This is a genomic window from Planococcus sp. TJ-307 (genome assembly GCF_058268435.1).
Map to the genome: position 1 here is coordinate 52494 of NZ_JBZDOJ010000007.1, position 13108 is coordinate 65601.

Annotated in this window: 12 protein-coding genes, 2 rRNA genes and 1 other annotated feature; all 14 genes read right to left on the reverse strand. The window is 44.3% G+C overall.

Annotated features, from left to right (window positions below; genetic code table 11):
- Position 1 precedes the first annotated feature (1 nt).
- Positions 2 to 1402 (reverse strand): cysteine--tRNA ligase, encoded by a 1401-nt coding sequence (gene cysS / locus AC4EHK_RS17880; RefSeq protein WP_490980087.1) that lies wholly within the window; start codon positions 1400 to 1402, stop codon positions 2 to 4.
- On the reverse strand, positions 1399 to 2061 hold the full coding sequence (gene epsC / locus AC4EHK_RS17885) for a serine O-acetyltransferase EpsC (RefSeq protein WP_490980088.1): 663 nt from the start codon (positions 2059 to 2061) through the stop codon (positions 1399 to 1401). The genes cysS and epsC overlap by 4 nt, the downstream gene beginning before the upstream one ends.
- Positions 2062 to 2113: 52 nt before the next feature.
- Positions 2114 to 2331 (reverse strand) — a binding site (T-box leader).
- 43 nt (positions 2332 to 2374) lie between these two features.
- On the reverse strand, positions 2375 to 3838 hold the full coding sequence (gltX, locus tag AC4EHK_RS17890; RefSeq protein WP_490980089.1) for a glutamate--tRNA ligase: 1464 nt from the start codon (positions 3836 to 3838) through the stop codon (positions 2375 to 2377).
- Between the two features lie 42 nt (positions 3839 to 3880).
- On the reverse strand, positions 3881 to 4381 hold the full coding sequence (gene ispF / locus AC4EHK_RS17895; protein WP_490980090.1) for a 2-C-methyl-D-erythritol 2,4-cyclodiphosphate synthase: 501 nt from the start codon (positions 4379 to 4381) through the stop codon (positions 3881 to 3883).
- Positions 4378 to 5073, reverse strand: coding sequence for a 2-C-methyl-D-erythritol 4-phosphate cytidylyltransferase (gene ispD, locus AC4EHK_RS17900; protein WP_490980091.1), 696 nt, complete (start codon positions 5071 to 5073; stop codon positions 4378 to 4380). Before ispD ends, ispF begins: the two co-directional genes overlap by 4 nt.
- Positions 5074 to 5089: 16 nt before the next feature.
- Complete coding sequence (locus AC4EHK_RS17905; protein WP_490980092.1) at positions 5090 to 6184, reverse strand: PIN/TRAM domain-containing protein; 1095 nt, start codon at positions 6182 to 6184, stop codon at positions 5090 to 5092.
- 93 nt (positions 6185 to 6277) lie between these two features.
- Positions 6278 to 7654 (reverse strand): DNA repair protein RadA, encoded by a 1377-nt coding sequence (gene radA / locus AC4EHK_RS17910; protein ID WP_490980093.1) that lies wholly within the window; start codon positions 7652 to 7654, stop codon positions 6278 to 6280.
- 61 nt (positions 7655 to 7715) lie between these two features.
- Positions 7716 to 10178 carry an ATP-dependent Clp protease ATP-binding subunit gene (locus AC4EHK_RS17915; RefSeq protein WP_490980094.1) on the reverse strand — a complete coding sequence of 821 codons (2463 nt, stop codon included), beginning with the start codon at positions 10176 to 10178 and terminating at the stop codon, positions 7716 to 7718.
- Complete coding sequence (gene mcsB, locus AC4EHK_RS17920) at positions 10175 to 11266, reverse strand: protein-arginine kinase McsB (RefSeq protein WP_490980095.1); 1092 nt, start codon at positions 11264 to 11266, stop codon at positions 10175 to 10177. Before mcsB ends, AC4EHK_RS17915 begins: the two co-directional genes overlap by 4 nt.
- The gene (locus AC4EHK_RS17925) at positions 11256 to 11789 is read right to left on the reverse strand and encodes a UvrB/UvrC motif-containing protein (protein ID WP_490980096.1); all 534 of its coding nucleotides are present in this window, start codon (positions 11787 to 11789) and stop codon (positions 11256 to 11258) included. The genes mcsB and AC4EHK_RS17925 overlap by 11 nt, the downstream gene beginning before the upstream one ends.
- Before the next feature lie 12 nt (positions 11790 to 11801).
- Positions 11802 to 12272: a CtsR family transcriptional regulator gene (locus AC4EHK_RS17930; protein ID WP_490980097.1), complete on the reverse strand. Its 471-nt coding sequence runs from the start codon at positions 12270 to 12272 to the stop codon at positions 11802 to 11804.
- A 156-nt stretch (positions 12273 to 12428) separates the two neighbouring features.
- Complete coding sequence (locus AC4EHK_RS17935; protein WP_490980098.1) at positions 12429 to 12674, reverse strand: hypothetical protein; 246 nt, start codon at positions 12672 to 12674, stop codon at positions 12429 to 12431.
- Positions 12675 to 12820: 146 nt separating this feature from the next.
- A 5S ribosomal RNA gene (gene rrf / locus AC4EHK_RS17940) occupies positions 12821 to 12936 on the reverse strand.
- Between the two features lie 75 nt (positions 12937 to 13011).
- Positions 13012 to 13108, reverse strand: a 23S ribosomal RNA gene (locus tag AC4EHK_RS17945); the annotation flags it as partial.

Below are 13108 nucleotides of genomic sequence, written 5' to 3' on the forward strand. Positions count from 1 at the left end.
ATTACCCTCGCTTCCAGCGTGTACCTTGTGCTGTATCTTCCAAAATGATCTTTTTCTCTTTGAATAAATCACGAATTTCATCCGCGCGTGCAAAATCGCGGTTTTTGCGCGCTTCAATTCGCTCTGCCATCAAAGCTTCGACTTCTTCGTCCAATAATTCTTCTTGCTGGTTGAATGGTACGCCTAAAACGCCGGCCAACTCATCGAATACGGCAATAAACGTTTCCAATACGGTTGTTGCTGTTTGTTTTTCCAATAAATACGTATTCGACAGACGCGATAAATCGAAAAGGCTGGAAATCGCATTTGCGGTATTAAAGTCATCATCCATCGTTTCAATAAATGCTGTTTTGATGGCTTCGATCTTATGAATCCAAATATCGGAGTGATCGCCAAGGTCGGCCGACGTGCCTAACCGGTGCTTCAAATTGCCATAAGCCGTGCGCAGGCGCTCCAGTCCAGCAACGGCATCTTCCACCAGCTGCTGCGAATAATTGATTGGGTGGCGGTAATGAACCGATAGCATAAAGAAACGCAGTACTTGTGGATCCATTTCTTTCAAGATGTCATTGACCAAAACAAAATTATTCAGTGACTTCGACATTTTTTCATTATCAATATTAATATACCCATTATGCATCCAATAACGCGCAAACGGTTTGCCAGTAAATGCTTCAGATTGAGCAATTTCATTTTCGTGATGCGGGAAAGTCAAATCCTGTCCGCCTGCGTGGATATCAATGGTGTCACCCAAATGTTCGCGGGCCATGACCGAGCATTCAATGTGCCAGCCCGGACGCCCTTTGCCCCATGGGCTATCCCATGAAATTTCTTTCGGCTTAGCCGCTTTCCACAGAACGAAATCCAGCTCATCTTCTTTTTTATCGCCCGTTTCAATGCGTGCGCCAATTTTCAGTTCATCAACCGACTGATGCGACAATTTGCCGTAGCCTTCGAATTTACGGGTCCGATAGTAAACATCTCCTTGTGACTCATAAGCATAGCCTTTTTCAATCAACGCCTCGATAAAGTCGATGATTTGCACCATATGATCGGTTACGCGCGGATGAACATCTGCTTCTGCACAGCCGAGCGCTGTCGTATCTTCAAAATAAGCCGCAATAAACCGCTCCGCAATTTCCGGAACTTCCTGGCCGAGTTCATTCGCGGCTTTGATCAATTTGTCGTCGACATCCGTAAAATTTGAAACATATTTCACATCATAGCCACGGTATTCCAAGTGGCGGCGTACTGTATCGTAGACGATAACAGGGCGCGCATTGCCGATGTGAATGTAATTGTAAACCGTTGGTCCGCAGACATACATTTTTACTTTTCCTTCTTCTAAAGGAATAAACTTTTCTTTTTGCCGTGATAAAGTATTAAAAATTTGGATGCTCATAAACGTTGTCCTTCTTCCTGTCTAACTTTTTTTAATTCGTCAATTTCATATTGCAACCTGGCAATTTTCGCCTCCATGCTTTCGCATTTGTCCATAACAGGATCCGGCATATTTTGATGGTTCAAATCGCGTTTTACTTTAACGCCGTTTTGAATCACCACTTTGCCCGGAATTCCGACTACCGTTGAATTCATCGGTACGTTCTTCAAAACCACCGATCCCGCTCCAACTTTCGAGTTGGCTCCGATGACAATCGATCCCAACACTTTGGCGCCGGTTGCAACCAGAACATTGTCTTCCAATGTCGGATGGCGTTTCCCGCGTTCTTTTCCAGTACCGCCTAACGTGACGCCTTGGTACAATGTCACGTTGTCGCCAATCTCACAGGTTTCCCCGATGACCACACCCATTCCGTGGTCAATAAAGAAACGGCGGCCAATGACAGCCCCTGGATGAATTTCAATGCCTGTGAAAAAGCGGCTCAACTGCGAAATGACACGGGCAATAAAAAATAATTTGTTCTTAAAGAAGAAATGCGCCAAACGATGTGCCCAGATGGCATGCAGACCCGAATAGGTTAAGATGACTTCCAAATAGTTACGGGCTGCTGGATCTTGTTCGAAAATGACATCAACATCATCTTTCAATAACTTAAACATGTCTCTCGCTCCCTTTCTGCTCCAAAATAAAAAGCGCCCCTGTCATCTAAATGACAGAGACGCATAGTTGCGCGGTTCCACTCTGATTAAAAGAACAATGAGTTCTTTTCTCTCGAAGGCCCGTAACGCAGGCAAAACGTCTGGTCTACTTGATTCGACTCAGCACTCGGAGAGGCATTTCGATGCAGCAGCGGCCCAGATCCCTTTCAGCCGGTGGGGATCTTCTCTAAAGGGCGTGCTGCATGTACTTCTTCCCGTCAACGTTTTTATTAATGGTAAATTCATTTTACACCGTTAGCGCAATAAGTCAATGTTACGCACTCGCATATTGGGAAACGCGGGCAATGGCTTTGTCTTTCCCTAATAGAGAAATAGAATCCGGCAATTCCGGTCCGTGCATTTGTCCGGTGATCACCACGCGGATTGGCATGAACAAGTTTTTACCTTTATGACCCGTTGACTTCTGGACGGCTTTTATTGCTGCTTTGATTTCCGCAGGCTCAAAGTTTTCCAATGAAGCCAATTGCTCTTTGAATGCCGTCATCACTTCAGGAACTTGCTCAGCAGCCAAGATTTCTTTTTCGGCTTCTCCATACGTTAATTCCTCAGTGAAAAACTGCTCGGAAAGTTCGGTGATTTCTGCACCGTAGCTCATTTGGTCATGATACAACGCAACCAGCTTGTTTGCCCATTCGGCTTGCTCCGGCGTCATTTCTTCCGGCAGTTTGCCTGCTTTTTGCAAATGCGGAAGAGACAGCTTCACTACTTCTTCGATCGGCAATTGCTTAATGTACTGGTTGTTCATCCACATTAGTTTCTGCTTATCGAACATTGATGGCGATTTAGACAAGCGTTCGACATCAAAAATACGAATCAGTTCTTCTTTCGAGAAGATTTCTTCTTCGCCTTCTGGAGACCAGCCAAGAAGCGCAAAGAAATTAAACAAAGCTTCTGGAATATAGCCCAAATCCTTATATTGTGAGATAAACTGAAGGATCGACTCGTCACGCTTTGATAATTTCTTGCGGTCCTCGTTGATGATCAAAGTCATATGGCCGTAGCCTGGATAATCCCAGCCAAATGCGTCGTAGATCATCATCTGTCTCGGAGTGTTTGATAAATGCTCTTCTCCACGGAACACGTGAGAAATTTTCATCAAATGATCATCGATAACAACAGCAAAATTATACGTCGGGATGCCATTGGTCTTAACCATTACCCAATCGCCAACATCTTTGGACTCGAATGAAATCGGGCCGCGCACTAAATCGTTGAATTCATACGTAACTCCAGTCGGAACTTTCGCACGAAGCGTAAACGGTTTGCCTGCTGCTTCTTTTTCAGAAACTTCTTCAGCTGTTAAATTGCGGCAAGTTCCGCTGTATTGTGGAGCGGCGATGCCGGATGCTTTTTGGGCATCGCGTTCTGCTTCCAGCTCTTCCGCTGTACAGAAACATTTATAAGCCAATCCTTTTTCAAGCATTTTTGCTGAGTGTTCTTTATACGTATCCAAGCGCTCCATTTGGCGGTAAGGACCGTAATCTCCGCCGATATCCACAGATTCGTCGTGCTCGATGCCCAACCATTTCAAGTTGTCCAACTGAGACATGACCCCTGTTTCAATATTGCGGGCTGTGTCTGTATCTTCAATGCGAACGATGAATTTCCCATTGTTGTGGCGTGCGTATAAATAGTTAAATAATGCGGTACGTGCGCCGCCGATGTGCAGATGGCCTGTTGGGCTTGGCGCATAACGTACGCGTACTTCTTGTGTCATTTGATTTCCTCCTAAAATTTCGTCTATCCTTCTGCTATTCTATCACTCCGGGACATCAAGCGAAACCGGACGTTTGTTTAATAGAATCACTGCCAGTGCAGCAATTCCTTCCTCGCGTCCCGTAAATCCAAGGTGTTCGGAAGTAGTCGCTTTGACATTGACCTGTGAAACATCAGCTTCCAGCAAGTCTGCAATTGACTCCCGCATCTGCTCAATATATGGCGCCAGTTTCGGCTTCTGGGCAATTACCGTACAGTCCACATTGCCAAGTTCATAACCTTGTTCTTTCACGTATTTCCAAATGTGGGTCAGTAACTTCCGGGAATCGGCATCCTTGAATTCAGGATCGGTGTCCGGAAAATGCTTGCCGATATCGCCTCCGCCAATGGCGCCGAGTGCAGCATCTGTAATGGTATGCAATAGCACATCTGCATCGGAATGGCCAAGCAGCCCTCTATCATGTTCAATTTCAATGCCCCCCAATATGAAAGGTCTTCCTTCTGCCAGCTGGTGTACGTCATAACCTTGTCCAATTCGAATCATTTCTGTTCCTCCTGTAATCGACTTTCCAGAATCGCTCTCCCGTAGATCAAGTCATCCGGCGTCGTCATTTTAATGTTTTCGTATGTACTTTCAACAATAGCCACAGGGTAATTCAAGCGCTCTACGAGCATCGCTTCATCTGTCCCCATAAACCCATCGCTGTAGGCTGAACGTGCGGCTTTCAAAATCAATGAATACCGAAAAGCCTGTGGTGTTTGGATCATCCACAATTGCTTGCGGTCGACAGTTTCTGAAATGACGCCATTTTCCGCTTTTTTGATGGTGTCTTTGACAGGTACGCCGGCAATTGCCGCCCCTGATGCCTTCGCAGTTTCCACCAATCGTTCAATCACTTCTTTGTCAATAAAGGGCCGTGCTGCGTCGTGAACCAAAACAACGCCACAAGGTGGAATCGCTTCAAGACAGGCTCTGACACTATCCTGTCTTTCGGTTCCCCCTGTAGCGTAACCTTGCACTTTGGTGATGTTGTGGCGCAGTACATATTCTTCGATCACTTCCCGCTCCTGCTCTTTTACCGCCAGCCAAATTGCATCGCAATTCGGATCCCGTTGAAAAACTTCTAGCGTATAAAGAAAGATTGGTTTGCCGGAAAGCTCGAGCAACAATTTATTTTTATCTGCTTTCATTCGTTTCCCGCTGCCAGCAGCAGGCAAGACGACTGTATAGTTCATTGGATAACATCCTTTATCAATTTGTTGCCGTTTGTTTGCCTTCGCGCGGCTTCGCAAAAATCATCCGACCTGCAGAAGTCTGCAAAACGCTGGTGACCGTGACATTGATCGCCTGGCCAATAAATCCTTTGCCGTCTTCAATAACGATCATTGTTCCATCGTCCAAATAAGCCACACCTTGATTTTGTTCTTTGCCATCTTTGATGACCACAACATGCATATCTTCTCCTGGAATGACAACAGGTTTTACAGCGTTCGCCAAGTCATTAATATTCAATACTGGAACATTATGAAGTTCACATACTTTATTAAGATTAAAATCATTGGTTACAACTTGGCCGCCCATTTTCTTCGCAGCGCGCATCAATTTCAAATCGACTTCGCTGACTTCATCAAAGTTTTCCTCTGTGATCATAATAGCATCCACACGTTCGCTTTGAAGTCGCTTCAAAATATCCAAGCCTCGCCTGCCACGTGTCCGTTTCAAGGTATCTGAGGAGTCGGCAATATGCTGAAGCTCAGACAACACAAATTGCGGCACTACAAAAGTGCCTTCCATGAAACCAGTTGCCGAAATATCAGCAATCCGTCCGTCAATGATGACACTGGTATCAAGCAATTTGTATGAAGCTTTTTCAACCGGCTCTTCCAGTTCCAGCTTTTTCGCTGCCGTAAATTTGGATGGTGTCAGCATGTTCAACATTTCTTCACGCTTTTGGAAGCCAACCTGGAAACCCAAGTAGCCGAGCACCACAGAAAGTACTAGCGGTGCAATGGTCGCCACCAACGGAACATCGACTGTACTTAAGGCAAAGCCGATGAGAAACGCTACCACCAAGCCAATGATCATGCCCACTGTCCCAAACAGCAGATCCGGCGTCGGTGCGTGAAGCAGCTTCTCCTCCATCCACTTCATGAAATTAATGAGCGAATCCACAAATAACAAAGATAACAGGAAAAACACAAGAGCACCAACAATTGCAGCTACGTAAGGGTTACTAATCCATGGATTGTCGAGAAGGGGAATAAGTTCAAATGCAGATGGCAATAATAAAATTCCGACTGTCGCACCAATAAGTAAAAACATAATTTTTATAATGGTTCTTAACACACGCTCCACCTCCTTTTTATAATTATACACATTTTAAATCTGAAACGCTTTTATGACCCTTATTTAGGAATAAAAGGAGGCATGTTTGCCTCCTCACTGTGGAAAAATCTCTTTTAATGCATCGTTAACACTTTCTACGCCCACTACTCGAATTCCTTCCGGATAATCCCAGCCGCCCATGTTTGACGCTGGAATAATTGCCCGCTTGAATCCAAGCTTAGCGGCTTCCTGAACGCGTTGCTCAATGCGCGACACACGCCTGATTTCACCGGTTAAACCCACTTCTCCGATGATACAGTCGTAGACATTGGGCGCTTTGTCCCGGAAACTCGACACGATGCTTGCCAGTACTGCCAGATCGATTGCTGGTTCATCAAGCTTAACCCCACCTGCAACTTTGATGTATGTGTCCTGTGTCTGCATTAACATGCCAGCCCGTTTCTCCAGCACTGCCATCAGCAGCGACACACGATTGACATCAATGCCTGTAGCCATGCGTTTCGGATAATTAAAACTGGACGGCGTCACCAAAGCCTGGATTTCCACCAGGATGGGACGTGTTCCCTCCATCGAAGCCACGACTGTCGAACCTGCTGCACCGCTTGACCGTTCCTGCAAGAATAACTCGGACGGATTCAGCACTTCTTTCAATCCGCTTTGAAGCATTTCAAAAATCGCAATTTCATTGGTTGAACCAAAACGGTTTTTGACACTGCGTAAAATCCGGTATGTGTGATGGCGTTCACCTTCAAAATACAGCACCGTATCCACCATGTGCTCCAAAATTCTAGGTCCGGCAATTTGTCCTTCTTTGGTTACATGCCCAACAAGGAAAATCGCGATATTTTTCGTTTTCGCAATCCGCATCAATTCCGCGGTACTTTCTCGTACCTGCGTCACGCTGCCAGGTGCAGAAGTGACTTCGGGATGATGAACCGTTTGAATCGAATCAATAATGACAAAATCAGGAGCTACTTCTTCAATCGTATGATGAATCAGTTCAAGATTTGTTTCGGCATAAATAAATAGCTCTGAAGAAGAAGCATCGAGACGCTCGGCCCGCAATTTCGTTTGGCGAATAGATTCTTCCCCGGAAATATATAATACCCGATTCCCACTATTTGCAAGCATAGCGGAAACTTGTAAAAGTAAAGTCGATTTCCCGATTCCTGGATCGCCGCCAATCAGCACTAAAGAACCCGGTACAATACCGCCTCCGAGCACACGGTTTAATTCACTTAGTTCCGTTTCCACCCGCGGTTCATCTTGTGTTTCAATTGCATTGATCGGTGTTGCTTTTTGAGGAACTGATGCGCTGTGCTGAAAAGCACCGCGTGTTCCTTTAGGAGCAGCCACTTCTACCTCTTCAGTCATCGTATTCCATGCTGCACAGCCTGGACATTTTCCCATCCATCTGACAGATTCATAGCCACACGACTGACAAATGAATTTCGTCTTTTTCTTAGCCATGTGTACCTCCTAAAATAGAAAAAAAGCTCGCCGGAGATGGCCTCCGGCGAGCGGAATATTTTTATTGTTTTTCCACTGTTACTTCTTTTGCTTCTGCTGTTTCGTTTGTACGGACGATAAATTCATCGTTCTCCACATCGAAGATAATGCGTTGGCCCGATAGAGCTGTGCCTTTTAACAGCTCTTCTGACAACCGGTCTTCTACATGTTTTTGGAGTGAACGGCGAAGTGGACGTGCCCCGTACTCTGGGTCGTATCCTTCTTTTGCAACTTTTTCAAGTGCTGCATCCGTCAATTCCAAATCAATGTCCTGCTCTTTCAAGCGATCCACCAATTGTTTGGTCATCAAGTTCACGATCTCTCTCAAATTCTCTTTTTCAAGAGAGTGGAAGACGATCATGTCATCGACACGGTTCAAGAACTCTGGGCGGAATGCTTTTTTCAACTCACCAAGCATTTTGCCTTTCATGTCTTTGTAGTCTGTTTTCGCATCGTCTAAATTGAAACCAACATATTTATTGTATTTCAGTTCTTCCGCACCAACGTTTGAAGTCATGATAATGACTGTGTTACGGAAATCGACTCTGCGGCCTTTTGAATCTGTTAAGCGTCCATCTTCAAGTACTTGCAAAAGAATATTGAAGACATCCGGGTGGGCCTTTTCAATTTCATCAAGCAACACTACTGAATAAGGCTTTCTGCGAACTTTTTCAGTCAACTGCCCGCCTTCTTCATAACCAACATAACCTGGAGGCGAACCGACCAGACGTGAAGTCGAATGTCTTTCCATGTATTCGGACATGTCGATGCGAATCATGGCATCTTCATCACCAAACATGGATTCAGCCAGCGCACGCGCCAACTCGGTTTTACCAACACCAGTAGGACCAAGGAAAATAAATGATCCGATTGGGCGTTTTGGATCTTTCAGTCCGGCACGCGCACGGCGAATGGCTTTTGAAATGGAAGTGACAGCTTCATTTTGGCCGATAACACGGTTGTGAAGAATTGATTCCAAGTTCAACAATTTATCCGATTCGGTTTGCGCCAGTTTTGACACCGGAATGCCGGTCCACATAGACACAACCTTCGCAATATCTTCCACGGTTACTTCCGACTCTTCTTTGCCTTGCTTTTCTTTCCATTCTTTCTTCGTTTTATCTAATTGATTCTGGAGCTTTTGTTCTGCATCACGAAGCGAAGCCGCTTTTTCAAACTCTTGGCTTTGCACCGCTTCATTTTTCTCTGAACGTGCAGCTTCCAATCGGGCTTCCAATTCTTTCAGGTCCGGTGGAGTCGTGTACGAGCGAAGTCTTACTTTAGAGCCTGCCTCATCAATCAAATCAATCGCTTTATCCGGCAAGAAACGGTCCGAAATGTAGCGGTCTGACATTTTTGCGGCTGCTTCGATCGCCTCATCAGTAATTTTCACACGGTGATGCGCTTCGTAGCGGTCACGCAAACCACGAATGATTTGAATCGACTCTTCTACTGAAGGCTCATCCACTTGAATTGGTTGGAAACGGCGTTCAAGTGCCGCATCTTTTTCAATATATTTGCGGTATTCATCCAACGTTGTCGCACCAATACATTGCAGTTCCCCACGTGATAATGACGGTTTTAGAATATTAGAAGCATCAATCGCTCCCTCTGCCCCACCTGCTCCAATCAATGTATGAAGCTCATCAATGAAGAGGATGACGTTGCCTGCCTGGCGAATTTCATCCATCACTTTTTTCAAGCGATCTTCAAATTCCCCACGGTATTTTGTTCCTGCAACTACTGTACCCATATCCAGAACCATGACGCGTTTGTCACGAAGCGTTTCTGGAATTTCATTGTTGACGATTTGTTGCGCCAATCCTTCAGCGATCGCTGTTTTACCAACACCAGGTTCACCGATCAATACCGGATTGTTTTTCGTTCTGCGGCTCAATACTTCAATTACACGCGTGATTTCATCACTGCGGCCGATAACCGGATCCAAGCCACCTTCACGGGCTACTTGCGTCAAATCGCGTGCCAAGCCGTCTAAAGTTGGTGTGTTTGCCGAAGCATTCGGGCTTGTGCCTGTAGACGCCTGCTCATTGTTGCCTAGGAGCTGCAACACTTGCTGACGCGCCTTATTCAAGCTGACGCCTGCATTTCCTAATACACGTGCTGCAACGCCTTCACCTTCGCGAATCAGCGCCAATAGCAAATGCTCTGTACCAATATAAGAATGGCCCAATTTACGGGACTCATCAACTGACAATTCAATCACTTTTTTTGCTCTCGGCGTATAGTGGACAATCGGGCCAACATCTTTTTCGCCGACTCCTACAAGCTCTTTAACGCCTTCTTCGATCAATTGTGTATTTACTTCAATCGCTTCTAAAGCTTTAGCGGCAATACCGCCGCCTTCGCGAATTAAACCAAGAAGAATATGCTCTGTACCGATTGATTCATGTTTCATGCGAATGGCCTCTTCTTGAGCTAACTGAAGAACTTTTTGTGCGCGTTGTGTAAATCGATTAAACATCATGCAAGATCCTCTCCTTCACTATTTATACCTTCTTTATTCAATCGCTCCCGAAACAACTTTGCCCGGGCAAAATCACGTTCTTTTGGCTGCAGCGGCTTGTCTGCATATTGCTGCAGGAATGCCGGCTGCATAAAAATCATCAATTCATTTAAAATCGACATGTCGACATCTTGGATCATCTTTAAATCAATACCCAATCGAACATCTGACAAACAAGTAGCAGCTTCTTCCGTCGTCAGCAGTCTCGAATGGGTAAGAATTCCAAGTGACCGGTAGATGCGATCTTCCAGCACCAGCGGTGAATTTAGAACAATGGCTTCTCGTGCTTTTCGTTCCTGTTGAATAATTTGTTCGGTCATATTTTCCAAGTCCTGAAGAATTTCATATTCGGACTTGCCAAGAGTTAATTGGTTTGATATTTGATAAACGTTCCCTAAAGCTTCACTGCCTTCGCCATAAATACCGCGAACCACCATGCCGAGCCTCGAAATTGCAGGAATGATCCGTTGGATTTGATGCGACATCGTCAAAGCCGGCAAATGAAGCATAACCGAAGCTCTCATGCCGGTTCCGACATTGGTAGGACAGCTGGTTAAGTAGCCATATTTTTCATGAAAAGCATAAGACAAGTTTTTCTCTAACAAGGTATCCAGCTCATTGGCTATTTTATAAGCATTCTGAAGGTGAAATCCTGATTGCAAACTTTGAATTCTTAAATGATCCTCTTCATTGACCATAATACTCAGTTCTTCATTTTCAGACAACAAAACCGAACTGGAGTGTTCGCTATTGGCAAGATAAGGGCTGATTAAATGTTTTTCTACCAGCACTTCTTTTTGCCGCTGTGCAAGTTTTTCAATACTGATATGGCTAAAAGTATAGTCTAACTCACTGCCTTTATCTAATAATACAGAAGAAATTTCTTTATCTACTTTGAGTGCTTCGTCTTCCGTAAAAGAATAGGGAAACTTGAAGTCAGTTAAATTTCTCGCTAACCGAATTCGTGTACTCATTGCAATATCTACACTTTCACCGTCGTTGGCCATCCAGCTGCTTGCTCGAGGTTGGAGAAACCGTTCAATTGCCATTTGGAGCACCTCCCTCAAGCTTCAAACTTAACACTCTCACTTCATCTCTTAATCTGGCAGCTTCTTCAAAATGTTCCCCTTGAATAGATACCTGCATTTGCTTGCGAAGTTCTTCAATTTCTTTTTTTATCTTTAAGGTTGTCCCATAAGAAGCTGGAATCTTACCCGTATGTTCAGTGTTTCCATTATGGAACCGTTTAAATATTTCATTGAGTTGTGGCGCAAATTCATCGTAACAAGAAGCACACCCAAATTTACCTAACTGCAAAAACTTAGGGAAAGTAAAACCACATGAAGGACAAGTAGCTACTTCTTTTTTAACTGGGTTAATGGATGCCTGCGAAGTAGGAAACCAATTTGATAATAACTGATGAATAGCTAATGGATCCTGTTCAAAAGCAATATTAATGCTATGGTTTTCAGCAGCACAGATGTGGCATAAGTGAAGCTCAGTTATCTGTCCTTGTTGCTGCTTTTTAACTATTACTGATGCAGAACGTTCTCCGCACTGATCGCAAATCATCTTTTCACCTCTTTATGTGTTCGACTGATATTTTATTGTGAAGAGCATGGCAATAAGAATACGCGCCCGGACATCATCACGTGTAGGAAGAGGCAAAAGCAGCGTCGCGCGGTCTACAGCACTGAGAATCAATTTTGCTTCTCTTTTTGAAATAATTTCTTCATCCAGCAGTCTGAAAACAATATCTTCAGCCATCACTTGGGTAGCACCATGCTCTAATCGTTGGATAACCTCGGCTATAACATCTGATTTTTGATGGAGCCGGATTCTCCTAATACGAATATATCCACCACCGCCGCGCTTGCTTTCGACAGAATATCCACGGTCAACAGTAAAGCGCGTATTAATGACATAGTTTATTTGAGAAGGCACACATTGAAATTTTTCAGCCACTTCGCTGCGTTTAATTTCAATGTGGTCTCTCTCGCTTAATTCGATAACTTGTTTCAAATAACCTTCTATTACATCCGAAATATTCCGCATCGCTTTCACCTCTTCGATACATAATACGTCAAAACTGACTTTGACTATATTTGACTTAATTATACACCAAGTTTTTTATAGATATCAAATAGTACGTTTCAAAAGTTTACGATAATAAAAAGCCTTAAAGCAGATTTGCTTAAAGACTTTTTTACCTTATTCTTGATCCAGTATTCTTTTTACAAAATCTTTAGCGTGACTTGATACGGACTGCGTTTTTTCTTCTGCGTATTTCGTCTTCCACTTTATTCCTTCCTGCCAAATTTCCACTGCATCTCCTACAGAAACATTGTGAGTAAAGTCAGCTAATGGAAAGGTATAACGCTCACCAGCTTCTTCTGTAGCCTTCAATAATACTGTTCGTTTATCAATAGCTTCTACTACATATATGCCTGGTTTCATGGAAATCACCTCACTCTTGTTTTTCCCACTCTGTCCCCTCTTCAATCCTTATTTTTATTTCTTTATGAACTTTGCTTTTGACTTTCAAATTTTTTCATAAAAAAAAGCCGTTACCGGAATCGGTAACGACTTGTTTGTCTTGAAATGCCCAGCGACGTCTTACTCTCACAGGGGGAGACCCCCAACTACCATCAGCGCAAAAGAGCTTAACTGCCGTGTTCGGGATGGGAACGGGTGTGGCCTCTTTGCCATCATCACTGGACTATTTGGTTGAGTGCTTGTTCACTCAAAACTGGATACCCGACATTGATTGGTGAAGCGTTCACGATACAATAGTTTGGTTAAGTCCTCGATCGATTAGTATTCGTCAGCTGCACGTGTCGCCACGCTTCCACCTCGAACCTATCTACCTCATCGTCTTTGAGGGATCTTAC